The sequence below is a fragment of the Solwaraspora sp. WMMB762 genome, from assembly GCF_049179115.1.
Taxonomy (GTDB): domain Bacteria; phylum Actinomycetota; class Actinomycetes; order Mycobacteriales; family Micromonosporaceae; genus Micromonospora_E.
The window spans coordinates 4,779,237-4,803,237 of record NZ_JBMHMD010000001.1 but is presented as its reverse complement, the minus strand read 5'-3'; the positions used below and the strand labels follow the sequence as shown (position 1 = coordinate 4,803,237).

Below are 24,001 nucleotides of genomic sequence, written 5' to 3'. Positions count from 1 at the left end.
TGATGACGGAGACCCAGGCGAAGTCGGGGGGAACAGGATCCTCGGCGGCTCCGGTCGACGAGGAATCCGCCGCCGGAGGCACATCAACGGCCACCGGCCGCGCCGCTGTCGGCCGGGCCAGCGTGCCCGGTGATTCGCCGTCGCCTAAGTTCACCCGGGCGCCAGGGATGCCTCCCCCGCCCGACAGACCCGCCGACGACTCAGCCGGTGGCACCGGCGACTCCGCCGACGGTTCGACCCGCGCCGGCGGCACCGGCGACAGCGCCACTCAGCTCGGCGGCATCTCCGCCTCTTCCGGAAGGTCGGCACCTCCTGTGACGTCGGCACCTCCTGTTTCATCCGCTCCGCCGGCCAGCTCCGGCAGCGGATTCACCGGTGGAGCGCTCGGCGCCACCGCGGCAAGTGGCACCCGACCGGGCGGTGGGCTCGGACCCACCGGGCAGTTCGGCACCATCGGCGGCACGGCCCGGGTGGGTACGGCCACCCCCGGCTCGCGGACCGGGTTGGGTTCACCGACCGTACGCACGATCGGTGGTGCCGGTGCCGGCGTTGGCGCGGTCGGCGCGGCGCGGGTCGGCCCGGACGGTGCCCGGACCGCACGACCCGGGGTCAGCTCGGCTGCCTCGCGAGGGCCGCGTCGAGCTCGACTGAACCTGAAGCGGATCGACCCCTGGTCGGTCATGAAGTTCTCGTTCGCGGTCTCGCTGGTGCTGTTCATCGTGGTGATCGTCGCGACCTCGGTGCTCTACCTGGCGCTCGACGCGATGGGCGTGTTCCAGAGCGTCAACGCCAGCCTCGGTGACCTGATCGGCACCGGTGCCGGGGACGGTCCGAGCCTGCGGATCACCGCCCAGGGCGTGATCGGCACGGCGGCGCTGTTCGGGCTGATCAACGTGGTGCTCTACACCGCGCTGGCGACGCTCGGCGCGTTCATCTACAACGTCTGCGCCGACCTGGTCGGTGGGATCGAACTGACCCTGGCCGAGCGGGACTGACCTGGCCCACGCAGGGAAGTGGAGGACGGCCGGGCGGGTCGATACCCATTGGCCCCGGCCGTCCGCGATCCGGTAGTCTCCCCCATGGTCCGGCGCTCCGTTCGCCGGACGCCGGTGGCTTTCGCCCCGAGTTGGGGTGTAGGGCACGGGTGCGGTAACCTTGCTCGTCGCGTACGGGGCTATAGCTCAGTCGGTTAGAGCGCAGAGCTGATAACTCTGAGGTCGCTGGTTCGATTCCAGCTAGCCCCACTCCACGACAGTCGAGCGTAAGGGGACACGCCCCATGGTCAAGAAGATCCTCATCATCGCCGGCGTCATCGGCGTAGCCGCGCTGATCGCCAAGAAGGTCAAGGAAACCAGCGACGAGCGTGCCCTCTGGCATGAGGCGACCACCGCTCCTGACCTCCGCTGATCCACTCCTTTTCCCCGGACTGCGGTCGGCACCGCTGCGACGGGGACCGCTCGGGGCCATAGCTCAACTGGCAGAGCACTGCCTTTGCAAGGCAGGGGTTAGGGGTTCGAGTCCCCTTGGCTCCACACCTCGGTCGCCAGCATTGCAAGCAGGCGATCGCACCAGGCGGCGAATGGGGCACGAGCGTCGCGCCGTGGATGGACACGGTTACTCAAGATGACCACGCCGTAGCCACGGCTGGGCTCGAGCCACACCCGGTTGCCGACGAAACCAGAGCAGCCGTAGCCGTCCGCTCCGGCGACCGGCCCGCCCAGGCCTCTGGTCGGAGTGAGCCACCAGCCCAAGCCGAACCGCTCGGTGTCCCGGCCGGCAGCCCAGCACGACCGGGCCGCCGCATGCAGGTCCGGGCTTACGGCCTGCCCGGCCAGCCAGCTCCGCGCCGCCGAACTGACCAGCTGCAGCGTGCCGAACGCGCCGGCGTGCCCGGCGACACCGCCCATCGTCCAGGCGTTCTCGTCGTGGACCTCTCCGACGATGAGTCGCCGACGCCACGGGCAGTGTTCGGTGGCGGCGGCGCGGCCGGGGGCCCGCCCCATGTGCAGCCCGGTCCGGCGTCGGGCAAGCACGGTCAGCGATTCGTCAGCGAGATCCTCGACCATCGCACCGAGCAGTAGAAAGCCCAGGTCGCTGTAGACCACTCCCGGCTGGTCCGCCAGTTCGGTGCGTAGCGCCGCGTCCACGACCGCCGCGCGTCCGGTGAGGGTCCGGAAGAAGGGAACGGCGGCGGGTAGTCCGGACCGGTGACTGAGCAGGTCAGCGACGGTGGCCCCGCCGACCGGTCGGCCGACCGCCCGGTGCCAGCATTCAGCGAGCGGCTGTTCCAGTGCCAACCGACCGTCGGCCACCAGACTGAGAACTTCAGGCAGCGTGACCAGCGTCTTGGTGAGGCTCGCCAGGTCCCACCACTCGTCGGCAGCCGCCGGCCGGCCGACCGACAGGTCGGCGACGCCGTGCACCGCTCGGGCCAGTACGCCCTGCCGGTCGAAGACGCACACCGCGACGGCGGGCATCGGAGCGGCCCGCGCCAGCGCGGTTACCTGCTCCGCGAGGGACGTCACGGCGCTATGTTATTCACTGCCGAGGCGTCCCGACTGTGGTCGTCTGGCGTCTCGGTACTGTGACAGCCCTAGTCGCCGGTTTCTGGTGGCATCCGAGGAGCGCCCGTGCATCTGGAGGACTTGACAGGTCGGCAGGTCGCCGTCTGGGGTACTGGCCGGGAGGCGATCGCCGCCGCCGAGGCCATCGCCCCGTACGGTCCCGCACGGATGATCGCGGTACAGGACCGGACGACCTTCCTCGCCACCGGTTGGGACGGCCGACTCGCCGAGATCGCGCCGCTGTACGAGGGAGAGGCGGCCCACGACCAGCTCCGCTCGATCGACGTGATCGTCCGGTCGCCGATCATCGGCCAGACGCATCCCTGGATCGTGGAGCACCGTGCCCGGGGCGGGGTGGTGACCGGCGGCACCGCTCTGTGGATGGCCGACCACGCCACGCGTACCGTCGGGGTCACCGGTAGCAAGGGCAAGAGCACGACGACGACGCTGATCCACCAGATGTTGGCGGCGGTCGGTCGGCAGGCCACCCTCGGCGGAAACATCGGAGTGGCGGCGCTCGCCCTGCCCGAGTCGGAGCGGTACGTGCTGGAACTGAGCGTCTACCAGTGTGCCGACCTTGAGGACTCGCCCCGGGTGGTCGCGTTGACTTCGCTGTTTCAGGAGCATCTCGACTGGTCGGGCAGTGAGAGTGGCTACTACCGCGACAAGCTCAACGTGGCGATGCACGGTGCCGAGGTGGTCGTCTACAACGGCCAGGACGAGCGGCTGGCCGCCGAGCTGCACCAGTTGGGTGCCGGTCTCGAGCTGCCGCTGGTCGCTGGAAACCGGCCGGACTCGTTCCATGTGACCGAGCATCCCGACGGCCGGCGCTGGGTTTTCCTGGCCGGCGAGCCGCTGTTCCCACGCGACTTGTTCGCGCCGGTCGGGCGGCACAACGAGGGCAACCTCTGCGTGGCACTGGCCGCGGTGCAGGGGGAAGGCGTCGACTGCCTGACCCACCGCGACGACCTGGCCCGTGCCGTCGGGGAGTATGCGCCGCTGACGTACCGGATGACCGAACTGCCTGACCCGTCCGGGCTCACTTTTGTGGACGACTCACTGTCGACCATTCCGCAGTCGGCGATGTACGCGATCGAGGCATACGCGGACCGCCCGCTGACCGTGATCGTCGGCGGAAGTCTGGACCGGGCGGTGGACTACACCCCGCTGCGGGACTACCTGGAGCAGCGCAAGATCACGGCGACGTTGATCGGCCTGCCGGACAACGGTGACGTGATCCTCGACCTGCTGCGCGACCTGCCGGGCATCACCACATTGTCCACCGGCGATCTGGTGCACGCCGTGCGGTTGAGCCGCGAGGTCACCCCGGCGGGCGGCGTGGTGCTGCTGTCCCCCGCAGCACCCAGCTACGGACGGTACGACAACTGGGAACACAAGTCGCGGGTGTTCCGCGAGGCGATTCAGTCCACGGCGGCGTAGAGCAGTTGCATGGAGCGGATCGCCGAGCGGACCTCCTGCAGCACCTCGAACGTGTCGGCGGGCTGCACCCACCGGCTGGTCGCGGTCGCGAACCCGATCGTCTCGATCGTGGCACCGTAGCCGAGGCCGAGCACCCGTACCGCGTCACAGTGCTGGAAAGGCACGAACATGTCGGTCGTGACCAGCAGCAGCCGGGCGTCGCGGGCGGCTCCGGGCAGGAGTTCGGCCCACCCGACGAACGTGTCGGCCGTGTTGGCGCGCATCCCCGGCCGGGTCGACGGCGCGGCGAGTACCGACACCGGCGGCCGAACGTCGACATGCTCCCGTACCCACCAGCCGTCGCCGTCCCGGCAACTGGTTGGTTCACCGAGGCCGAACTCGCGGCGTAGCGATTCCGCCACCGCGTCGCCTTCGGTGGGACACGGCCGCAGCCCCAGCTCGCGGGTTGTCTCGGCCTGACCCACGAGCGGCCGGGTGCTGCCCAGCCCGGCCACGGCCGACACGCCGATTCCATCCCGCAGGACCGTCGTCGCGGCCAGGTGGGCCCGGGCCAGCATGGTACGGACTCCGCCGCCGAGGACGAGGACGTGGTCGTACCGTCGCTCCGCAGGCGTCGCGCAGTCGGCCAGGCCGAGGGCGGCGGTGGTCCGCCTGATCAGCGCGTCGAGTTCCGGCTCGAACTTCTCGCCGACCGCCTGGTGCCGTTCCTTCCCCTTGCGGTAGTCCCATCGGCTGGAGAAACGCGCGGCGTCGGCGAGCCGGTCGCCGAGCGGGGCGGCAGCCGGCAGCCGAAATCCGAACGCGGCCAGCAGGGCGGTCATCGCGGCCGAGCCCAGCCACCCGGCGATTCCCTCGGCCACACTGGCCCGGTCGTCGCCCGACCGGCACGACGGCAGAGGCGCGCGGGCGAAGTCGCTGGTCATCGTACGGCTGCGGGCGCGGAGACGGCCTGGTACAGCCGCATCATGGACAGCAGCCCGGAGCGGATCTCCTGCAGGTAGCGGTCCGGGTTGGTGGCGCCGGGCGCGAGCGGCACGCTCACCGCGCCAGGGTCGAAGCCGATGGTGTCGATTCCGCAGCCGTACCGCAGTGCCAGCATGCGCAGGGCGTCGGCGTGTTGAAACGGCACGTAGATCGGGGAGGTGACCACCAAGATCCGGTCGGTGGCGCGTAGGTCGACCCGCCGGGCCCAGAACTCGTAGGTGTCCGGGGTGTTGGCCCGGCGGGTGGCCGGTTCGCTGGACGGTGCGGCGAGCACCCGGACCGCCGTACCGGCCGGTGACCGGTAGGTGCGCATCGACCAGGAGCTGTGGTCGACCGGGCCGTCCGACGATTCGCGCTGCCCGGGTCCGTCGAGGCGGAACGCGGACCGCACCCCGGCGTCCATCGCGTCCACCTCGTACCCGCTGTCCGCGAGTCCGGGCAGTTCCCGTTCCGCCGTGGTCAGCGGCCGGAAACTGCCCAGCGCGGCCAGTTCGGCAACGGCGACCGCACCCTGATGGATCAGCCGCGCGGCGTACTCGGTGCGCTGCAGGCAGGCCCGGCCCAGGCCGCCGAGGACGAGCAGATGGTCGTACTCCCGGTGGGCCGGCAGCCGCGGCTCGACCAGTTGGAGGGCGGTTGCCGCGTCGGTCACCAACTGGGCGGTCGCCCGGTTGAAGTGGGGGGGTCTGACCTGGTCGCGTTCCACCCCGGCGGCCTTCTTCCGAAAGTCCCAGTGCTTACCGGAGAAGCCGTCCAACCAGGTCAGCAGCGGGCCGACGGCGGCGGCCGGCAGGGTGCCGCCGAACCTGTCGACGAGTGCCCGTATCGGCTCAGCGGACACCCAGGTCTCGATCTCGGCGGCGACCGTATCCGGCTGGAAGTTTGGCTCGCAGGCGGGAAGTGGGACGGGTGCGAAGCCGGACATGAATCCTCCACGCGGCATCGGGCGAGGCGCTCGGTCGCCACCGATAATAGGTGTCCCAGGGCGGCGTCTGGCCGCAGCCGAATCGCCGCGTCCGGAAGGTGAACTCAGTGGACATCGACCGGCGACTGAGCCGGTTCGGCTGATCGCCGGTCCGTCAGTAGACGTTGAACGTAGACGTCACCTGGGAGGTCGGCGGTCCATGACCGAGATCGATGTTCTCCGTGAACTCTGCTCCGACGTCCGTCGGAAGAGGATCCCCGTCAACGAGGCGTTGGTCGCTCGGATCGAGCATGACGTGGCGGCGTACCGCGACCGCCTGCGCGTCGCGCCAACCCAGTTGCCGCCGGCGGAGCTGAGGACGGCTCTGCGGCTGACCGGCTGGTTGATCTACGAGACGTCGCTGATGCTGCTGTGGAACGTTCCAGCCGAGATCGATGGGCTGTCGGAGCAGGCGCGGCGGGCGGCTGAGGCTGACGCGGCGCTGATCATCCGGCTCGCTACCGCCGCCAGATCGCTGCCGTGGCCGGAGTTCGCCCCCCGTGCCCTGGGCGCCATCCGGGCCCTGGCGCTGGTCAGGTCGAAGTGGAACGACTATGACGGCGCGTGGCTGCTGCACGAGGAAGTACGAACAAAGCATCAGTCGTACCGGGACAGTCTCGGCGCCGACCCGGCGGATGCGCGCCTGGTCCTCGACCTCGACGAAGTCCTGCTGCAACTGGCTCTCGCCGAGACCGGCACCGCCTGCCGGACCGCTGAACAGACGATCGGCCGTTGGCTCGAGAACTGGGGCGGCGCGGACGTGGCGACCGAGCGGCGGGAGGCCGACCGCTGGGTGCCCCGGATGTTCCGGCAGCTCTCCGACGGTGCCGAGGTCGGGAGGCGGGCGTTGGACATCGCCGACCGGATCTACCAGGAGTACGGATTCGTGGAGACGATCACCGAGGACCGGCTCATTCTGCGCACCGGGTTCCGCAACCCGGCGATCATGACGTGCCGGGCGTTGCTGTTGATGTACTCGCTCTGTCCGGCGATGCAGCGTCTCGGCATGCGGCCGCGCGGCTACGACACCTGGCCGGACTTCATGTCCTCGGTACGCCAGCGGTTCCACGAGACACTGGCGTACCTGGTTCGCCCGGCCATGCAGGCCGACGGCACCCTCGCCCCGCTGCTCGACGACCACGCCCGCACGATCGTGCAGTTCTGCCTGCACTTGGCGCTGTTGACCGCTTCGGAGACGCTCGAGGAGCCGCTGGTCGTGGATGACACGCTGACGCTGCACCGGCTCGACGACGAGGCCGCCCTGGCCATGTCGCGCTGGCTGGCGGAACCGGCCGGCGGCGACGGCAGGGTACGCGGCGACGCGAGCGTCGTCGGCTCCGCGTCGATGCCTCATTTCATCCGCTCGGTCGAGGCGTGCCGGGACGACGCCGGCGCGACCGCCAACTATCAACAGTGGCGACGGGACTGGACCGTGCTCGACCGGTACGGCCCGGGCCGCTGGACCAGCGTCGAAGCGCTGCTGGACCGGGATCCGGACGGCGGAATCTGGTGAACCGGCTTGCCCTGCTGATCGGCTCCGACCATGGCGGCCTGCGCGGTGTGCGGCACGATCTCGCCGCGATGACGCAGGCTCTGCGGGTACGCGGGTTCGACGTGCGTGAGTGCCCGCCGGCAGCGGCGACGAGGGCCGGGATCCTCGCCGCGTACGAAGGGATCATCGCCGACGCCGGGCCGGGCGACGCGGTCGTCGTCTACTACTCCGGCCACGGCGGCTCGACCGAGCCACCACAGACCGAGCCACCACAGCCCGAGCCACCACAGCCCGGGCCATCACGAACCAGACCTTCCCAGACCGAGCCGTCGTGGCCGGCCGATCTGCAGTACATCGTGCCGACCGACTACGACCAGTCGACCGCCGACGACTTCCGGGGCGTGACCGCCGCAGAGTTGTCCGTCCTGCAGTCCCGGCTGGTCGCGGTGACCCGCAACGTCACGGTGATCCTCGACTGCTGCCACTCCGGGCTGATGTCCCGCGACGTGAACCTGCGGCTGCGGGCGCTGCGCGGACCGGCACCGTACGCCTGGGTCCGCGCCCACCTCGACCGGATCCAGCTGCGTACCGATCTGCTGCCCGTCGAGAGCAACCCGCACGCGGTCCGCATCGTGGCCTGCGCACCCGGTCAGCGCGCGTTCGAACGTCCGGACAACGACGGGCTCTGGCGTGGCGTCCTTACCGCACAGCTGTGCCGGGCCCTCGCCGAGGCCGGCGACGCGCCGGTGACCTGGTCCGGGCTGCTCGACCAGATTCGCTACCGGGTGACCGGGCTGATGTTCGAGCAGCGTCCCGAGGCGGAGGGTCCGGCCGACCGGTTGCTGTTCAGCACCGAGCGCGCGGACCTGCTGAATTCCCTGCCGGTGACGCCGCTGGACGTGCCCGGCCGGGTCCGGCTGGACGCCGCCGCCCTGCTGCGGGTCCAGCACGGCGACGAGTTCATGATCATGCCGCCAGGTCGGGCAGCCGACGACCGGGCGCACCGGGTCGGCGATCTGACGATCGACCACGTGGCGCAGACGTCGGTCGCGGGCACGGTGAGCTTCGCCGCCGACTGGTCGGCGGTGCCGGCGGGGGCGCGGGCGGTACGCACCAGGGTGACCGCGCCGCAGATCACGGTGCGGGTGCCGACCGGCGACCCGCGCGGCGGGCAGGTGCTGGCGGCGCTGGAGTCGACGGTGCTGGCCCGCCCGGCCCGGCGCGGCGCCGAGTGGACGGCCGAGATCCGGTTCGACGACTCCGGCGGGGTGGTGCTCCGTGACCGGATCGGGCCGCTGCATCCGCCGTACCCGGATGACGCCCGGGGGTACGCCGACCTCGCCCGCGCGGTGCTGATCCACGCCCAGGCGACCCAGCTGCGGCGACTGATCGGTGACCCGTCCTACCCGCTGGGCACCGAGGTCACGGTGGACTGGGGCCTGGTCGTGGACGGTGCCGAGCACCCGCCGCCGCCCGCCGGTAGTCCGCTGACCCCGGCCAGCCGGATCTACGTGACCGTCCACAACCGGGGTGACCTGCCGGTGTACGTGTCGATGCTGGACATCGGGCTGTCCGGACGGGTCTCGCTGCTGATGCGGGGCACCCCGAGTGGCCGTCTGCTACCGCCACGATCCGGCTACACGTACGGCCGCGACGACGTTCGGCGGGAGCTGACCGGGGTAGGGCTGGCCTGGCCGACCGGACTTGACCCGGCGCATGCCCGGACCGAAACGATCCTGGTGGTGCTCAGCTCCGCGCCGCAGAGCCTCGCCGCGCTGGAGCAGCCCGAGATCGTCCAGACCCGGGAACCCGATCGCGGTCCCCGCCCGCCCGACCGTGATCACCGCGCACCCGTTGGCGGTTCCCGGCTGCGGGACCTGATCGACCAGATCGCCACCGGCGGCTCCCGCGAGATCGATCCGAATTGGCCGGACGGGGTGCGGTACGAGATCCACGGCATCGACTTCGAGATGACACCGAGTGTGGAGGAGCGCCCACGATGATGACCCCGCAGGAGCTGCGCGACCTGTGCACCGCGCTGCGAGCCAAGAAGCGCCGCACCGACAGCGAGCTGGTCGACCGGATCGAGGCGGACGTCCAGGCGTACCGCGACATCCTGGCCGCCCGGGCGACCCAGCTGCCGCCCGCCGAGCTGGCCGAGCGGCTCCCGCTGATGGGCTGGCTGATCTACGAGACGAGTTGGGACTGCGTCCAGCGGATCGAGGCGTCGTTCGACAGCGACGTCACCGCGCCGGATGTCCGACGACGGAGCGAGGCGGAGTTCGCCCTGGTCCGACGGATCACGGACGGTGCCCGTGGACTCCCGTGGCCGGAGTTCGCCCCACGGGCTCTCGGTGCGCTGCGCGCCCTCGCGCTGGCCGAGTCCAAGCGGGACACGGAGCGCGGCTACGACGTAGCCTGGACGTTGCACGCCGAGGCCCAGAAGAGGTACGTCGAGTTCCGCGACAGTCTCGGCGCCGGCGAGGACACCCAGCTGTTGCGGCTCCAGTTGGACGAGGTGTTCCTCCAGCTGGCGCTCGCCGAGACCGGCACGGCCTGCCGTACCGCCGAGCGGGTGATCGCCCGCTGGTCGGATCCGTCCGACGAGCCGGCGGCGTCGGGCCGGTCACCCGCCGAGGAGCGGCGGTGGATTCAGCGAATGTTCCGCGAGCTGACCGACGGCGTCGCCGTCGGGGAGCGGGCGATCGAGACGGCCGACCAGATCCGGAAAGAGTTCGGGTTCGCCGAGCAGGTCGACGAGCACCGGCTCACCCGGCACACCGCGTTGCAGAACCCGGGGATCATGACGGCCCGGGCGGCGTCGCTGCTGCTGGCGATCCGGCCGGCGATGCAGCGCTACGGCCGCAGCCAGCCACCGGAGTTCGCTTCCTGGGAGCTGTGGGAGAAGGACCTGCTGGACCGGTTCACCCGGGCGTACGCGGCCATCGAGAAGGACGTGCCGGGTGAATCGAAGATGGACGAAGGCTTCCAGCGGCAGCTGGTGCACGTCCGACTCAACCTGGCGCTGCTCAAACCCGGGTTCGACCTTCCGTCACGGCGGACCGACGGCCCGGCCTGTCTCGCGCTCAACCCGCTCGACGACGCAGCCGTGGAGGCCATGTCCAGCTGGCTCGGTGGCCCGAGCGGGTCCGGTCGCGAACGGGCGCTCGGCGCGGCGACCATGCCGATGTTCATCTGGTCGTTGATCCGGTGTCGGGGACTGGGACCGGCCGACCAGGGCTATCAGACCTGGCGGATCCGGTGGTTCTCGCTGGATCAGCACGCCAAGGAGCCGGGTCGCCTCGACCGGGTGCGCTGGGCGCTGGAGCAGGCCCGACGGCTGGCGGACGACGAGGACAGCTGAGAAACGTTCATTGCACGTACGCGCTGAGCAGCGCCCAGCCGGACTCCGGGGTGCCCGCCCGGATCTCGGCCAGCTGGGCGTCGCGCAGCGCGACGTCGATGGAGACCGGTTCGGGGGATCGAGCGGCGCGCACCATCGCGGCGGCGATCCGGCCGGTGCCGGCGTCGTCGACGCTGTCGATCCCGGCCACCACGCACCGGGCACCCCCGGTCAGCAGCGCCATCACCAGGCTCAGCGGCTCGGCGCGTTGATCGTTGCGGACCAGTCCGACGTGGCACGACGCCATCAGGACCGACTCCGGCCAGCGCAGCCCGAGCGCCCGGGCCGCCGACAGCCGCTCGCCGGGCAGGGCCAGATACTGGCCGAAGCCCTGGCCGCCGCCGTGCGCGGCGATGTGCAGGAACTGCCAGCGGCCGCGCCGTCGCAACGCGTCCGCGAACCGGCCGCCGTACGGGGCCGGGACGCCGCCGTCGTCCAGATTGCAGCTGCTGAGCGCGACGCCGACAGTCTCCGGCGGCGGCAGACCCCACGCCGCCCGCTCCTGTGCAATGTCGAGGTCGGAAAGGCGCTGTCCGTCGATCTCCACCGGCTCGTCGGAGCCGACCAGGCGGACCAGAGCGGCACCGGAGACCGGCGGTGGCAGCTCACGGGACAGGCAGGTGAGCACCGGGCTCTGCGAGATGACGGCGCGCTCGACCAGCCGGGTGCCGGGGCCGGTCCACAGAGCGGCCCACGGGACGAGGCTCAGCCACGAGTGCGCCGAGATCAGCAGCTGGGCGGGCGCGTCGACGGTGCAGCCGGGCAGGATCTCCTCGGTCAACCGTGGCGGCAGGACCTTGCCGGCCAGTGCCCGGAAGTCGAGCAGACCGTCGTCGCGCAGACCCGCCACCGGCGGGTCGACGACGTCCCGGCCACCGGTCAGCTGGCCGACCCGGGCGTGCTCGAACAGGACCCGAAAATCGTCTCCCGGATCGAACCGGTCGAAAGTCATCCGGCCACCCGGCTCGATGAGCGTGCGGAAGAACGCCGGGACCGCCAGATTGTCGGTCAGCTCGACATAGTCGAGGGCGTACCGCGGCCCGATCTCGCGGACGACTTCGTCCAGGTCGGTGGGCGGCGGGAACACGGTGTCGGCGAGCATCGGCGAGACGGCGTCCTCCAGGTCCTTACGCAGCGCGTCCAGCTGCGTCTGGCGGCGGTACGCCGTGCTGGTCATGACACCGGGGCTGGGGTTTTCGACATCGAGGATCTGGGTCAGCAGGTTTTTGATCAGCGGATTGTCGTCGAAGGTCAGCCCGTCGCGGACCCGCGCGGCGAAACCGGTCGACTTCGCGGACAGCGCCGCCCGGAGCCCGAGCCCGGCGGCCCGATCGGTGCCTATCCGGTGGGCCAGCAGACAGACGTCGGCGTAGACCCGGTGGAACGCCTCGGCCAGCGGTGCCCGGGACCGGGCGATGACCCGCCAGCGCGCCCGGACCCGCTCGGCGGCGTCCAGCGCCCGCAACGCCAGGTCCGCCGCCCGGTCGAGGTCGCCACCGGGGCGGACGAGGTGCTCGGCGGCGGCGAGCAGCAGCGACAGTTCGCGTACGCTCTGGTGGTCCACGCCGTCGTGGCTGCTGACGTCTGCGGCGTCGCGTCCGGCGTCCAGCAGGTCGATGGCGGCGGCGAAGCACTCGCCGGCCCGGTCGCTGCCAGGATCGGCGTACCAGGAGACCAACGCCTCGATGAACTCGAACCGGTAGCGGGTGGGGAACGCCTTGGCCCGGTCACCTTCCCAGTACGGGCGCAGCTCCCTCAGTTGGCGCAGGAACGGCCGGGGGTCGCCCTGCTCGATGTGGGTCGCGCCGAGTTCGTACTGGTAGTGCGCGATGTGCGGCTCGGCGCCGGTGCCGTACAGGTCCTGCGGTGAGCGGCGGGCCAGGTCGCGGGCCGCCTGGATGCGGCCGTCCAGTCGTAGGTCGCGGGCGGCGTGGTAGCGGTTGAACGCGCCCAGGGTCAGGTCCCGGTCGAGCCGGCGCAGACCGGGCCGGGTCTGGTTTTCCTCGAGCAGGCTAAGCGATCGGGCGTGCATGTCGACTGCGGTGAACTCGCTGGTCAGTGCGGTGCCGACCAGCTCGCAGTACCGGACGAGAACCGCGGCGTGATCCCAGGCCTGTGCCCGCTCCGCCCAGCCTGCGTCCCCGGTCGCCAACTTGATGTGCCGGTGCAGCGCGAGGTCGAACAGGGTGCTGCCGTCGACCCCGGTCAGCGCCTCCGCCTCGCGCATCCGGACGATGCCCACGGCGGTGTCGGCGGCGGCGGCGAGCGTCAGCAGGTCGTCACGTCGCATGATCCGCCGCACCGCGACGTCGTGTCCTTCGAGGTCACGCATTGGTGACGACCTTCGCCAGGTTTCGCAGCGCCAGGTAGTCGTGGCAGCCCACCACCCGGGTGGCCGACTGCTGCGCCTGGGCGATGCGGTGGTCCTTCGAACGCTCGCCGTCGGTGTGGCAGTCGGGACTGGCCCAGATCAGCACCTTGGCGAGGGCTGCGAGCCGCTGGACCTGCCGGATCAGCGGTGCCATCTCGGCGTGTTCGAGCCCGTCCGAGCCGAAGACCACGATCGCCGAGCGGACGACGTCGGTGCCACCCCAGCGTCGCAGGAAACCGTTCAGCGCGTCGCCGAGCGTCGTGCCGCCGGACCAGCCGGTGCGCACCCGCCCGGCGGCGGGCAACGCGTCCCGGGGGCGGAGCCCGCGCATCGACCGGGTGAGGCGGGTGTGGTCGGTGCCGACAGCGAAGACCTCGGTGGTACGCGGATTCGCAGCCAGCGCGGCGGCCGCGAACCGCAGCAGCATGTCACTGTACGGACTCATCGACGCGCTGACGTCGACGAGCAGGAGCAGCCGGCGGGTGCGTGCCGCCGGGCGGCGATGGCGTAGCCGTACCAGCTCGCCGCCGGTGCGTAGCATGAGCCGCATCGTCCGGGCCGGATCGATCGGGCCGGTCCGGGTCGAGCGGCGGTGCATAGTGCGTCGGGTGGGCATCGGCCGCAGCAGGTCGACCCAGGTCGCCACCTCCCGCAGCTCATCCTTGGTCAGGTCGTCGAAGTCACGGCTGGCCAGCCGACTGGTGTTGCCGGCCCCGCCGCCAGCGGCCCGCGGCGACGGTACGTCGGCCCTCTGTGGTGCCGGTTCGCTGGTAGCCGGCCGGCCGTCGGTTGGGCGGGACTGGGCTGGGACCAGCGCCGGTCGAGTGTGACCGACGCCGTCCGGCGGGGTGCCGAACCAATCGCGGTACACGATGTCGAAGACGGGTACGTCGGTCCGGTCGCGGCACAGAGCCACCCGCAGCGGCCAGTACGGTTGCGCGTCGGCGGCGACCCCCCAGTGCCCCAGCGCCTCGGCGGCGGCGACGACCCGGTCGACGCTGACGGCCAACCCGGCGGTTCGCAGCGCCTCGGCGAACCGGACCAGGAGGGCCAGCGGGTCGGCGGTCATCGGACGTTCCGTTGACTCGCCAGCACCCGACGTACCTGCGCTTCGTCGTCGTGGTGCTTGACCAGTGTGCAGATCGCCGCGTCCGCTGCCGGGTCGTCCGGCGTGGCGGCGCCGAGCCGGTGTATCGCCCGCGCGTAGTCGATCGTCTCGGCCAGGCTGGGCTGCTTGGCCAGGTCCAGCCGACGGAGCTGGGCCATGATCTCGGTGATGGCGATGGCCAGGTCCGGCGCGAGTCCTGCTACGTGCCGGTGGAGGATACGAGCCTCCAGCTCGGGACCGGGATGGTCGATCCAGTGGTAGAAGCAGCGCCGTTTGATGGCGTCGTGCGGCTCCCGGGTGCGGTTGGAGGTGAGGACCACGAACGGCGCGACCTCCGCGCGGACCGTCCCCAGCTCCGGGATGGTGACCTCGTACTTGTCCAGCACCTGGAGCAGCAGGGCCTCGAAGTCCTCCTCGGCCCGGTCGACCTCGTCGATGAGCAGCACCGCCGGTCCGTTCCGCAACGCCCGCAGGATCGGTCGCGCGACCAGGTACTTCTCGTCCCACAGCTCGGGCAGCCGGTCGGTGTGGTCACCGGTCCCGGCCGCGCGCAGCGCCAGCATCTGGGCCGCGAAGTTCCAGTCGTAGAGGACCTGGCTGGCGTCCAGACCCGGATAACACTGGACTCGTTCGATCGGTCGATCGAGGACGGCAGCCATCGCCTCGGCGAACGCGGTCTTCCCGACCCCCGGCGCACCTTCTAGCAGCAGCGGCCGGTTTCCGTGAAAAGCGAGGAAGGCGGCTGCCGCCAACCCGGTGCCGGCCAGATAGCCGGCGCGTTGGTCCAACTGCGCGACGAGATGCGTAGCGTCTCCGAACGTCATTCGGTCCCCATTTCCACGCAGCCGAGTCCGGTCGATGTCCAACACTGACGGACGGGGCGGGTGTCGGTGGCTGGGCGGTACCGCCCAGCCACCGACACCCGCTGGCTGCCGCCTGCGGCAGCCAGTCCACGAACGGATCAGTCGACGACGACCTCGCATTCGTTCGGGTGGCCGGTCAGCCAGGATCGGATGGTGTCGTTGCCGGTGTTGCCGTAGCAGGCGTCGAGCTGCGCGCCGCTGGTCTCGGCCATGTTGATCCCGCCGAAGATGGTGTCGGGTCCGTCCCCGCCGTAGATGTCGTCGTTGTCCTCGTTGCCGCGCAGGGTGTCGCCCCCGACCTGGCCGTAGATGGTGTCGTCGCCGGTGCCACCCCAGATCTCGTCGGCACCGCCGGTCACCACGACGCCAAGGCCCTCACCCCACAGGAAGTCGTCCCCGCCCTCCCCGAAGATGCGGTCCGCGCCCTGACCACCGTAGACCGCGTCCACCCCGCCACCGGCGCAGATGACGTCGTTGCCGCCCCGGCCGTCGATGATGTCGCTGCCGGACGAGCCACGGATCACGTCCCGTCCGCTCGTCCCGTTGATCGTGCCGGAGCCGCTGACGGTCACCGGCTCGCCGTCACAGGTGTGGGTGGCGGCGGCCGGCCCGACCGGACCGACCACCGCGACCGCCGTTCCTCCTTCTGCTCTGCCGGTCGCGCCGTCCGGGACCGGCGTCATCAGGATCGGAACGGCGGTCACGGTTGGCTCAGCGCCGTGTCACGGCCGGATTGCCGACAGAGGTCTTGCCGCCGGCGGCGGTCCCGCGCAGCCTGTTCCTGCCGGAGAGGGACGAGCCCGTTTCTGCCGGAGAGGCAGGTGAGCAGCGGTGCGTTCGTCAGGGCCGGGGCGGCAAGGTCCGGATTGCCGGATCGTGGTAGCCGCCGCCGGTTACGGCAAGACCACCGCGCTGCGCCGCTGGGTTCCGCCGTCGGGCGCCCACTGGTGGCGTGGGCCGGAGGCGACGCCGCAACGGCTGGCCGACGAGATCCGGGCGGTCGTCGACGACCGCCCGCTGATCGTCGACGACCTGCCCCGGCTGTCCGCCGGGGCGGTGCAGGCCCTGGCCGCGGACGAGGCGGCCCGGGTGGCGGGGGCGCAGCGGGACCGCGCCGGGCTGGCCGACGCGTTGGAGTTGCGCGCCGCCGCAGAGACCGATCCCGCCCGGGTACGCGACGCGCTGCGCGAGGCGTACGCGATCTGGACCGGTGCCGGGGCGGAGGTGGAGGCGGCCCGCCTCCTTGTCGCCCTCGGTCAGCTGCCGGCCGCCAGCACCGACGACCGGCTCGGCGGGCTGTTGGCGGCGGAGCGGCTGGCAGCGGCCGGCGCTCGGGCGGACCGGCCGGCGAGCCTGGCCGCGACCTACGCCCGGCCGACCTCCGGTGCCGGCCCGACCGCCGCCGGTGAAGTCGTCGTCCGGGCACTGGGCCGGTTCGAGGTCCGGCTCTCCGGACGACCCGTGCCGGTTTCGCAGTGGCAGTCCCGCAAGGCCCGGGACCTGCTCCGGATCCTGGTGGCTAGACGCGGCCGACCGGTACCCCGCAGCGAGTTGAGTGAGCTGCTGTGGCCGGCGGACGACCCGGAACGCACCGGACACCGGCTGTCGGTGCTGCTGTCCATCGTCCGCGCCGTCCTTGACCCGGCGAAGGACTTCGGTCCCGACTGGTTCATCGTCGCTGATCAGGGCAGCATCGCCCTGGACCTGACGACGGTGCGGGTCGACGTGGAGGATTTCCTGGCACAGGTGGCCCACGGCCGCCGGCTCCTGGAGCGGGGGATGACGGTGCCGGCACGGGCGATGTTCCTCGCCGCCGACCGGGAGTACCGCGCGGACGTGTTCGAGGACGAACCGTACGACGACTGGTCCCGTCCGATGCGGGAGGAGGTGCGGGCGGCGTACCTGAGTCTGCTGCGCATGCTGGCCCGGACCAGTCGGACTGTAGCCGGACCGGCCGCCGCGACCGGCTACCTGCTGCGGGTGCTGGAGCGGGACCCGTACGACGAGCCGGCCCACTGCGCGCTGGTCCGTGCCCTGGTCGCGGCGGGCCAGCACGGCGAGGCCCGCCGCGCCTTCGACCGGTACGCCGAGGCGATGCGGGCGATCGGGGTACGGCCACCGGACCGGACCCTGCTGGTGCCGGCCCGGCCGCAGCCCCGCGTCGCTCACTGAGAATGTGGGACGGACTCAGTGGAACGTGGGATGAAGCAGGATGCCGTAGCTGGTCAGTTCGCCTTTCCCGTCGTCCTCGTGCCCGTCGTCGTACCTGTCGTGCCGTAGCGGATCCGTTCCGGCGCCCCGATCGGCCCGTCCCCCGGCGAGGTTCAGCAGCGGGTCGGGGACGAGCGCGGTGAGGAACAGTACGCGCCCTGGCCGCGGACTGAGGCACCGACGCCGTACACCCGCTGGTCGGTGCCGGAGCCGTCGACGATGGCCGTCTTCGGCCAGGCGTCGTCGGTCGCGGTAGTCGCGGTCAGTCGGGCACCGAGCGAGCCGTCGACCGCGGTCGGCCGTTTGCAGATCGCGTACGCGACGACCCGGGTCGGCGTGTTGCCGCCGGCGTGCACCCGGACCCGGCGCAGATCCCGGTCGGGTGCCACCTCGTCGACGTACGACAGGTCGACGTCGGCGTCGACCCGGAAACCGGTGCCGGTGACCTGCGTCCGGTCGGGGCAGGTGGCGGTGGCGGTGGTGCCGTCGACGGCGGTGGCCACCGTACGTTGCGGCGGGTCGGACGAGACGTCGCAGACGGCGTACGCGGACACCGACCAGGCGCTGTCGTGACCGGTTCGGGCGGCGGCCGAGACGGTAACCGACGACAGCGTCTGGTCAGGGGCCATCGCGGTAAGGACGACGCCACCGGCACCACCGATGATCCGGGCACCCGCCCCGTAGACCGACTGCCCGGGGTCAGGGCAGTGCACGGTCACGGTCTTCACCCCGCTGTGGTCGTGGCTGCTGGCGAGCACGGCCAGGTCCGGCAGCCCGCCCGGCCGGGCCGCTGCCGCCGGGTTTCCAGTCCCGCCGGTCACCGCCGTGCCGGTCAGCGTGACCGCCGTGGCTGACAGGGCGGCCATCCGCCGCCGCCACACCCTGCTGATCATGTTGCGCTCCTCGTGATCGGATCTCCGCTCGGGCGTGCCCATGGTGCGGAAATCCGTCACGGTGGCGTCATGGTGAATGACCGGTCCCTGATCCGGCCGTGACCCTGTGCTGCCAACCTGCTCGCCACCGCCGGCATCCCGGCGATACACAGAGGAGAGCAGTCATGAGGAAGCGACGTGCCCCGATCATCGCGGTGCTGGTCCTGCTGGCGTTCGGCGGTGTGCTGCTGAAGCAGCTGCCGGCGACCGCACGGTCCGCAGCCCAGCCGCTGAAGGTGGACGCAGCCGCAGAAGTGGACGCAGCCTACGCGGCCGACGGCGACGGTCCGGCGGCCTGCAACGGGGGTGCCCAGATCGCGAGCCTGGTCCGCCTGAACGACACACCGGTATCCGTCGCGGAGACCGCCAATCCGGTGCCGTTGCCCGGCGCGGCGGTGCCGTTCGTGGTGCCGGCCGGAAACAGCGCCCAGGTCCTGGTGACCTTCGACGCCGAGGCGCGTCTGACCGGGCAGCCCAACGCCACCCAGGCCTGCCGGCGGGTGGGCCAGGGGAACCACGTGGTGTCCGTGGTCTGGCAGGTGGTCGACCAGGCAGGGGCGAGCGTACTGACCGGGTTGATCGACGACTACCAGTTGACGGTCCAGCTCAGCGCCTGAGCCGTGCGGCCCGACGACGACCTGGGACGGGACAGCTGTGCCCACCGCGCGGTTGAGCGCAGTGGGCACAGCTGTGCGGTGTGGGAGTTTGTTGACCGTCAGCGCTCCCGGTTCGGGTAGCGGCGACGTTGGGTCAGGTGGACGAGAATCACTCCGCCGACAATCAGCACCAGGCCGACGACCAGGAAGTTCATCGTGTTAGCACCGGTCAGTGCCAGCGGACTGTCTGACTCGTCAGTGTTGACGTCGTTGGCAAGGTTGTCCACGGCTGGTGCATTGATTCCACCGCCGGCGGCAGTCGGGCTCGGGTCCGCGCTCGGCTGTGCGGTCGGCTCCGGGGTCGGATCGGCTTCCTTTTCCTCTTCGGCAGCGGTCTCAGTCGGCTCCGGCGTGGGCTCGGCGTCCTGCGTCGGCGGTGCCGGATCGTCGGTGACCTCCGCCTCGGGGCTGGCCGGCGCCGGTGGTTCCTCGGCTGGGGGCTCCTCGGCCGGGGGCTCCTCCGCTGGGGGTTCGTCGGCCGGTGGTTCCTCAGCCGGTGGTTCCTCGGCCGGCGGTTCCTCAGCGGGTGGTTCCTCAGCTGGAGGCTCTTCGGCTGGGGGCTCCTCGGCCGGTGGTTCCTCGGCCGGGGGCTCCTCCGCTGGGGGTTCCTCGGCTCCGCCGGCTCGCACCTCGATACGGACGGCGTCGATCGCCGGAGTCTGGTTGGCCCGCTGCATCATCGGGATCCGGTGCGATCCGTCACCGGCCCACGATGCGCACTGGGCGATTCCCTCCTGAGGCAGCCCGGGCACCTGGATGGTGACCACGTCCGGCTCGGCACCGCCGCCACCGTCCTCGGTCGCGACGAAGAAGGCCGGCACCGGCTCCGGGTCGAGTGCCTCGGTGGTACTGGTCAGCATTCGGCAGGCGGTGTGGAAGTGGCCGCGGGTCAGCCCGTCTCCGGTCAGCAGTGCGGACTCCACGTAGTACCCGCCCTGAGCCGCCGGCAGGAAGCGGTCCCGGACCAGATTGCGGGTGCTGACCCGTAGTTGGAACGGTTCGCCGACGCCGACCGATTCCGGCGACTCGGTGATCAGCAGCGTCGGGTTCTGCTCTGCCGCACCGACCTCGCCGAACGCCGTCGAGACGCAGCGGCTGCCCACCTGGAAACCGTCGTGCGGCTCCAACGAGCTGTCGTCACATCCGGTACCGAGCACATCGAGTCCGTTGACCTGCTCGCTGGCCTTGCGATCCGTTCCAGCACTGGAGATCTGGCTGACAGCGATCAGGACCCCGAAGGCGGACAGGGTCGCGACCGCGATGACGGCGCGGCGCGCCCGTCCGCCCTTCGCAGGTCTGGCGGCGCGTCTGTGAGCCGGTTGTCCCATGTGCACACCTTCCGAATGCTCACCGTACTGGGATGTCTGTATTAGGCTCGGGCACGACGGTGCCGGCGGGGGGGTTACCGGGAGCGGACGACTGGTCGTCCCGGGCCATACGCATACGTTAGGGAGCGGTTCAATCAAGAATCAACTTCAGCGCCAGAAATGATGATTTCTTGAGCCGCAAGTAAAGAAAACTTATGGCACCGGCCTTGAACGCTCGACATCAGCCGTTCGGCTGATGTCGATGTAGTGACTGTCGGTAGTGGCCGGATGTCACCGGCGGTCGTCATGCAGTAGCTTCTTCTGCACCTTACCCATCGCGTTGCGTGGCAGGTCGTCCACGATGCGCACTTCGCGTGGCCGCTTGTGGGTGGAGAGTTCGGTGGCCACGAAGTCGATCAGCGACTGCGGGGACACACCCTCGGCAACCACGTACGCGACGACCCGTTGCCCGAGGTCGGCGTCGGGTGCGCCGATGACCGCCGCCTCGCGTACCGCCGGATGGGTCAGCAGCACGTTCTCCACCTCGCCGGCACCGATCCGGTAACCACCGCTCTTGATCAGGTCGGTGGAGGCGCGGCCGACGATACGGTGCCAGCCGGTCCGGTCGATCGCCGCGACGTCGCCGGTGCGGAACCAGCCGTCCGGGGTGAAGTCGCCGCGCCCGGCGGCGCCGAGGTAGCCGTCGAACACCATCGGGCCGCGAACCTGCAGCTCGCCGATGGTCTCGCCGTCCGCCGGCAACTGCTCGCCGTCCTCACTGGCCAGCCGGGTGTGTACGCCGGCGAGCGGCGTACCGACCCAGCCGGGTCGCCGCTCGCCGTCGGCGCGGCTGCTGACCGTGATCAATGTTTCGGTCATTCCGTACCGTTCGACCGGTGCCTGCCCGGTGAGCTCGGCCAGGGTGTGGAAGACCGGGGCGGGCAGGGCCGCCGAACCGGAGACGAGGAGCCGGGCGGCGCGCAACGCCCGGGCGGAGGGCCGGTCGGCGCAGATCCGGGACCAGATCGTCGGTACGCCGAAGTACAGCGTGCCACCGGCGGCGGCGTACGCCCCAGGGGTGGGCCGGCCGGTGTGCACCAGCCGGCAGCCGACGCGTAGCGCGCCGATGACGCCGAGCACCAGGCCGTGTACGTGGAACAGCGGCAGGCCGTGGACCAGGGTGTCGTCCGGCGTCCATGCCCAGGCCTCGGCGAGGGCGTCGAGGTCGGCGGCGATGTTGGCGCTGGTCACCGGTACACCTTTCGGCGCGCCGGTGGTGCCGCTGGTGTAGAGGATCAGCGCGGGGGTGTCGGGTCCGCCGGCCAGACGCTGGCCGGGCCCGCCCCGGGCGGAGCCACCCTGGCCGGAGCCGGCCAGGTCCGAGTCGCCCCGGTCGGGGCCGCCCCCGACCGGCCTCGTCGGGTCGGGGCCAAGCAGGAGCTGAGCGCCGGAGTCGCGCAGGATGTGACCGCGTTCGACCGGACCGGCGTCCGGCGGTACGGGGACCAGTGTGGTGCCGGCCAGCAGGCAACCGGTGAGCGCGACGACCGTGTCGAGGCTGGCCGTGGCGTCGACCGCGACGGTGTCGGCGCCGGCGATCTGCCTGGCGACGGCGGTCGCGGCTTCGAGCAGGTCGTCGCCGGACATCGACTGGTCGCCGACGGTGACCGCCGCCGGCCGGCCGGTCAGTCGCGTGGGGTTCAGCAACGCCATCTTCCCGACTCTCCTCCTGCCGGTGGGCGGACCGGCTCCGGACCATTGTCGGCTCTGTGGTTGCGCGGTGCCGAACCACGGTGGCCCGGAGTCTGCCGACGCTGGATCGAGCTGGCCGTCCCCCTCCTCAGCCCCGGTGGCCCAGCCAAACAAGCGGTTGACCAAACGGATGACTGATGCGTAAGCGGTTCGTGTGGGTCGGCCGCCGATTGTTCGTGATCTTTGGCCCGTTCGGTGTTGGTCTTTGTGATCCGGGTCACCATGCCGTCGAATGCTCTTGTTTCAGGGCGGTACGGTGACGGGCCGGGGTTCTTGAGGAGCTGGGATTCCCGGTGACAGGGCGATTCGTGGGGGTCGGAAAATATGCGTTCCAGCAAGCAGTTGTGTGCTATTTCTGCGATATCAATAGGGTTGTCCCTGACCGGCTGTGGCCTCATCGGTGCTGGTGGAGTCAACAGCGAAGCGGAGCGCGACGAGTTTGTGCAGGCGTTGACCGACGCGGGCTACGCGGGTCTCGGCGAGCCGGTCGATGTGGACGGGCAGTGGAAGGTGCAGGCCGACATGGCCTTCACGAAGTGCTATCTCTGGCTGGAATGGGACGGGGAGGCTTTCTTCGTTTCGCACGCGACGGGAAACGGGGCCCCGGTGACTCCTGAAGGACGCGACGACCTGCCGAACCCGGAGCCCACCGCCGCACTGGACCTGGTGAACGAGAGCCCTGCCGGCCAGGACCGTGGATCGCGGGTCTGCTGATGGAGACGACCGCGAATCCATCAAGGACTGCGATCCGATACCGGGCGGCGGCCGTACTCGCCGCGGCCGCGCTCGGTCTGCTCGCCGGCTGCGGCGGCGGCCCGGCCGACGACGAAGGCCAGGCCGCGCCGACGGAGGCCGCTGCGGACGCCACCGTGACCGCGTCGGCGGAGCCGTCACCGTCCGCATCGCCCGAGCCGGTGTCGTTCGCCGAGGGCGACGCGGCGGTCGCCCGCAGCACCCTCGCCCCCGGCGCGGTGTTCGCCCAAACTTTGACCGATGAGGAGATCGTCGTCTACAGCGTCACCATCGACGGCGCGGTGACCGAGAACTGGCGGTTCACCCCCAAGGTGTACGCCGACCATCCTGTCCAGGACGTGCTGAGCAGCCTGCTGCGGCAGGAGGACTTCACCCCCGACTACCGGCAGCTGGTGGTGGTCCGCAAGGAACGCGCCGAACCGATCGGCTTCGAAACCCGGGTAGGGCTGCACTCGCTGGACGGATCCTTCACCGACCTGTCCGGCTACGGCGAGTCCGTACCGGACAAGGCCGTGCAGTCCCAGCCGGCCGTACACCACGGCACCGGGCGGCTCTGGTACTGGCAGTACCAGAACCGTGCGACCCGACTGATGTCGGTCGGGCTGGACGGTGAGGACCGTCGCCACGAGGAGCAGATCCAGGCGAAGATGCCCCGTACGGTCGTCGGCCAGCCGTTCTACTTCCCCGACTCGGACGTGCCGGTGCCCACCTACGAGGACGGCAAGGTTCTGGTGGTCACCCCGGACGGGACCGTCGGCGCCAAGTACGTCCTGGCCGGGGCCGGTGCGCAGATCGGCGACCCGTACCAGATCGCCGAGGCGCCCAAGTTCGAGTCGCCCGGCTACGAGTTGGTCAGCTGGATCGACGATGAGACCCTGCTGGCCACCGGCCAGGACCAGATCTACCGGCTCACCATCACCGGCCAGCGGCTCGCCGAGCAGCCCTTGATCGCCGAGCAGACGCCGCCCTGGCGGCGGGCGATCGGGCAGCTCGGGTTGGACCCGTCGGCGGAGCGGATCCTGTTCACCACCGGGTCCGCCGAGGACCCGGACGTGACCGAGTTCCACGTTGTCGCCTCGACCGGTGGTGACCCGGAACCGGTCGCCCTGGTTGGCCAGGGCGCCGGGCAGTTCGGCGACCAGCTGATCGGATGGGCACCTTGACCGGTGGAGATCAACGTGAGCTGCGGGAGATCTACGTG

20 protein-coding genes and 2 tRNA genes are annotated in these 24,001 nt (G+C 70.9%); 12 read left to right on the top strand and 10 right to left on the bottom strand.

Annotation, left to right across the window (positions count from 1 at the left end):
* The first annotated feature begins 2 nt into the window (after nucleotides 1-2).
* The 4 genes from ACN27J_RS21355 (at nucleotide 3) to ACN27J_RS21340 (ending at nucleotide 1,532) form a co-directional block, all read left to right on the top strand.
* Entirely contained in the window at nucleotides 3-995 is a 993-nt protein-coding gene (locus ACN27J_RS21355; RefSeq protein ID WP_421368871.1) for a DUF3566 domain-containing protein, read from the top strand.
* Between the two features lie 175 nt (nucleotides 996-1,170).
* Nucleotides 1,171-1,244: transfer RNA gene (locus ACN27J_RS21350), tRNA-Ile, on the top strand.
* Between the two features lie 34 nt (nucleotides 1,245-1,278).
* Nucleotides 1,279-1,407, top strand: coding sequence for a DLW-39 family protein (locus ACN27J_RS21345; RefSeq protein WP_233606623.1), 129 nt, complete (start codon nucleotides 1,279-1,281; stop codon nucleotides 1,405-1,407).
* A gap of 52 nt (nucleotides 1,408-1,459) precedes the next feature.
* Nucleotides 1,460-1,532 (top strand) — tRNA-Ala (locus ACN27J_RS21340).
* Here ACN27J_RS21340 and ACN27J_RS21335 read toward each other — a convergent pair.
* Nucleotides 1,506-2,525: a serine hydrolase domain-containing protein gene (locus tag ACN27J_RS21335; protein ID WP_421368869.1), complete on the bottom strand. Its 1,020-nt coding sequence runs from the start codon at nucleotides 2,523-2,525 to the stop codon at nucleotides 1,506-1,508. The genes ACN27J_RS21340 and ACN27J_RS21335 overlap by 27 nt on opposite strands.
* A gap of 105 nt (nucleotides 2,526-2,630) precedes the next feature.
* Between ACN27J_RS21335 and murD the strand changes: the two genes are divergently transcribed.
* Nucleotides 2,631-4,004, top strand: a complete 1,374-nt coding sequence (murD, locus tag ACN27J_RS21330) for a UDP-N-acetylmuramoyl-L-alanine--D-glutamate ligase (RefSeq protein ID WP_421368867.1) — start codon at nucleotides 2,631-2,633, stop codon at nucleotides 4,002-4,004.
* Here murD and ACN27J_RS21325 read toward each other — a convergent pair.
* The gene (locus tag ACN27J_RS21325; protein ID WP_421368866.1) at nucleotides 3,986-4,927 is read right to left on the bottom strand and encodes a hypothetical protein; all 942 of its coding nucleotides are present in this window, start codon (nucleotides 4,925-4,927) and stop codon (nucleotides 3,986-3,988) included. The genes murD and ACN27J_RS21325 overlap by 19 nt on opposite strands.
* Nucleotides 4,924-5,913, bottom strand: coding sequence for a hypothetical protein (locus ACN27J_RS21320; RefSeq protein WP_421368864.1), 990 nt, complete (start codon nucleotides 5,911-5,913; stop codon nucleotides 4,924-4,926). The genes ACN27J_RS21325 and ACN27J_RS21320 overlap by 4 nt, the downstream gene beginning before the upstream one ends.
* Before the next feature lie 199 nt (nucleotides 5,914-6,112).
* Here ACN27J_RS21320 and ACN27J_RS21315 point away from each other — a divergent pair, with 199 nt between their 5' ends.
* From ACN27J_RS21315 to ACN27J_RS21305, 3 genes are read left to right on the top strand one after another with little or no spacing between them, the layout of a single operon-like run.
* Nucleotides 6,113-7,465 carry a hypothetical protein gene (locus ACN27J_RS21315; protein WP_421368863.1) on the top strand — a complete coding sequence of 451 codons (1,353 nt, stop codon included), beginning with the start codon at nucleotides 6,113-6,115 and terminating at the stop codon, nucleotides 7,463-7,465.
* Complete coding sequence (locus ACN27J_RS21310) at nucleotides 7,462-9,447, top strand: caspase family protein (protein WP_421368861.1); 1,986 nt, start codon at nucleotides 7,462-7,464, stop codon at nucleotides 9,445-9,447. The genes ACN27J_RS21315 and ACN27J_RS21310 overlap by 4 nt, the downstream gene beginning before the upstream one ends.
* The gene (locus ACN27J_RS21305; RefSeq protein ID WP_421368859.1) at nucleotides 9,444-10,808 is read left to right on the top strand and encodes a hypothetical protein; all 1,365 of its coding nucleotides are present in this window, start codon (nucleotides 9,444-9,446) and stop codon (nucleotides 10,806-10,808) included. The genes ACN27J_RS21310 and ACN27J_RS21305 overlap by 4 nt, the downstream gene beginning before the upstream one ends.
* A 7-nt stretch (nucleotides 10,809-10,815) precedes the next feature.
* Here the strand turns inward: ACN27J_RS21305 and ACN27J_RS21300 are convergent, their stop codons facing one another.
* The 4 genes from ACN27J_RS21300 to ACN27J_RS21285 form a co-directional block, all read right to left on the bottom strand.
* A complete protein-coding gene (locus ACN27J_RS21300; protein ID WP_421368857.1) occupies nucleotides 10,816-13,179 on the bottom strand; it encodes a CHAT domain-containing protein in 2,364 nt (787 codons plus the stop codon).
* On the bottom strand, nucleotides 13,172-14,287 hold the full coding sequence (locus tag ACN27J_RS21295) for a vWA domain-containing protein (RefSeq protein WP_421368855.1): 1,116 nt from the start codon (nucleotides 14,285-14,287) through the stop codon (nucleotides 13,172-13,174). The genes ACN27J_RS21300 and ACN27J_RS21295 overlap by 8 nt, the downstream gene beginning before the upstream one ends.
* A complete protein-coding gene (locus tag ACN27J_RS21290) occupies nucleotides 14,284-15,150 on the bottom strand; it encodes an AAA family ATPase (RefSeq protein WP_421368853.1) in 867 nt (288 codons plus the stop codon). Before ACN27J_RS21290 ends, ACN27J_RS21295 begins: the two co-directional genes overlap by 4 nt.
* A gap of 137 nt (nucleotides 15,151-15,287) precedes the next feature.
* Nucleotides 15,288-15,893 carry a calcium-binding protein gene (locus ACN27J_RS21285; protein WP_421368851.1) on the bottom strand — a complete coding sequence of 202 codons (606 nt, stop codon included), beginning with the start codon at nucleotides 15,891-15,893 and terminating at the stop codon, nucleotides 15,288-15,290.
* A gap of 172 nt (nucleotides 15,894-16,065) precedes the next feature.
* Between ACN27J_RS21285 and ACN27J_RS21280 the strand changes: the two genes are divergently transcribed.
* On the top strand, nucleotides 16,066-17,361 hold the full coding sequence (locus tag ACN27J_RS21280) for an AfsR/SARP family transcriptional regulator (RefSeq protein ID WP_421368850.1): 1,296 nt from the start codon (nucleotides 16,066-16,068) through the stop codon (nucleotides 17,359-17,361).
* A gap of 152 nt (nucleotides 17,362-17,513) precedes the next feature.
* Here ACN27J_RS21280 and ACN27J_RS21275 read toward each other — a convergent pair whose 3' ends face one another.
* A complete protein-coding gene (locus tag ACN27J_RS21275) occupies nucleotides 17,514-18,293 on the bottom strand; it encodes a hypothetical protein (RefSeq protein WP_421368849.1) in 780 nt (259 codons plus the stop codon).
* Nucleotides 18,294-18,457: 164 nt separating this feature from the next.
* On the opposite strand from ACN27J_RS21275, the gene ACN27J_RS21270 reads away from it, so the two are divergent.
* The gene (locus tag ACN27J_RS21270) at nucleotides 18,458-18,949 is read left to right on the top strand and encodes a hypothetical protein (protein ID WP_421368846.1); all 492 of its coding nucleotides are present in this window, start codon (nucleotides 18,458-18,460) and stop codon (nucleotides 18,947-18,949) included.
* A gap of 98 nt (nucleotides 18,950-19,047) precedes the next feature.
* On the opposite strand, the gene ACN27J_RS21265 is transcribed toward ACN27J_RS21270, so the two are convergent.
* Together ACN27J_RS21265 and ACN27J_RS21260 are read right to left on the bottom strand one after the other, a co-directional pair.
* Nucleotides 19,048-20,316, bottom strand: coding sequence for a hypothetical protein (locus tag ACN27J_RS21265; protein WP_421368844.1), 1,269 nt, complete (start codon nucleotides 20,314-20,316; stop codon nucleotides 19,048-19,050).
* Between the two features lie 270 nt (nucleotides 20,317-20,586).
* Nucleotides 20,587-22,008 (bottom strand): acyl-CoA synthetase, encoded by a 1,422-nt coding sequence (locus ACN27J_RS21260; protein WP_421368843.1) that lies wholly within the window; start codon nucleotides 22,006-22,008, stop codon nucleotides 20,587-20,589.
* A 363-nt stretch (nucleotides 22,009-22,371) separates the two neighbouring features.
* Between ACN27J_RS21260 and ACN27J_RS21255 the strand changes: the two genes are divergently transcribed.
* Nucleotides 22,372-22,761, top strand: a complete 390-nt coding sequence (locus ACN27J_RS21255; RefSeq protein ID WP_421368841.1) for a hypothetical protein — start codon at nucleotides 22,372-22,374, stop codon at nucleotides 22,759-22,761.
* Nucleotides 22,761-23,963: a hypothetical protein gene (locus ACN27J_RS21250; RefSeq protein WP_421368839.1), complete on the top strand. Its 1,203-nt coding sequence runs from the start codon at nucleotides 22,761-22,763 to the stop codon at nucleotides 23,961-23,963. The genes ACN27J_RS21255 and ACN27J_RS21250 overlap by 1 nt, the downstream gene beginning before the upstream one ends.
* Nucleotides 23,964-24,001: the final 38 nt, after the last annotated feature.

Excerpts from the sequence above, each read along its gene's own strand:
- ACN27J_RS21250 (WP_421368839.1), top strand. The coding sequence starts at position 22,761 with ATGGAGACGACCGCGAATCCATCAAGGACTGCGATCCGATACCGGGCG.
- ACN27J_RS21275 (WP_421368849.1), bottom strand. The coding sequence starts at position 18,293 with ATGATCAGCAGGGTGTGGCGGCGGCGGATGGCCGCCCTGTCAGCCACG.
- ACN27J_RS21290 (WP_421368853.1), bottom strand. The coding sequence starts at position 15,150 with ATGACGTTCGGAGACGCTACGCATCTCGTCGCGCAGTTGGACCAACGC.
- ACN27J_RS21265 (WP_421368844.1), bottom strand. The coding sequence starts at position 20,316 with ATGGGACAACCGGCTCACAGACGCGCCGCCAGACCTGCGAAGGGCGGA.
- ACN27J_RS21345 (WP_233606623.1), top strand. The coding sequence starts at position 1,279 with ATGGTCAAGAAGATCCTCATCATCGCCGGCGTCATCGGCGTAGCCGCG.
- ACN27J_RS21295 (WP_421368855.1), bottom strand. The coding sequence starts at position 14,287 with ATGACCGCCGACCCGCTGGCCCTCCTGGTCCGGTTCGCCGAGGCGCTG.
- ACN27J_RS21315 (WP_421368863.1), top strand. The coding sequence starts at position 6,113 with ATGACCGAGATCGATGTTCTCCGTGAACTCTGCTCCGACGTCCGTCGG.
- ACN27J_RS21260 (WP_421368843.1), bottom strand. The coding sequence starts at position 22,008 with ATGGCGTTGCTGAACCCCACGCGACTGACCGGCCGGCCGGCGGCGGTC.
- ACN27J_RS21305 (WP_421368859.1), top strand. The coding sequence starts at position 9,444 with ATGATGACCCCGCAGGAGCTGCGCGACCTGTGCACCGCGCTGCGAGCC.
- ACN27J_RS21325 (WP_421368866.1), bottom strand. The coding sequence starts at position 4,927 with ATGACCAGCGACTTCGCCCGCGCGCCTCTGCCGTCGTGCCGGTCGGGC.
- ACN27J_RS21300 (WP_421368857.1), bottom strand. The coding sequence starts at position 13,179 with ATGCGTGACCTCGAAGGACACGACGTCGCGGTGCGGCGGATCATGCGA.
- ACN27J_RS21355 (WP_421368871.1), top strand. The coding sequence starts at position 3 with ATGACGGAGACCCAGGCGAAGTCGGGGGGAACAGGATCCTCGGCGGCT.
- ACN27J_RS21270 (WP_421368846.1), top strand. The coding sequence starts at position 18,458 with ATGAGGAAGCGACGTGCCCCGATCATCGCGGTGCTGGTCCTGCTGGCG.
- ACN27J_RS21320 (WP_421368864.1), bottom strand. The coding sequence starts at position 5,913 with ATGTCCGGCTTCGCACCCGTCCCACTTCCCGCCTGCGAGCCAAACTTC.
- ACN27J_RS21255 (WP_421368841.1), top strand. The coding sequence starts at position 22,372 with ATGCGTTCCAGCAAGCAGTTGTGTGCTATTTCTGCGATATCAATAGGG.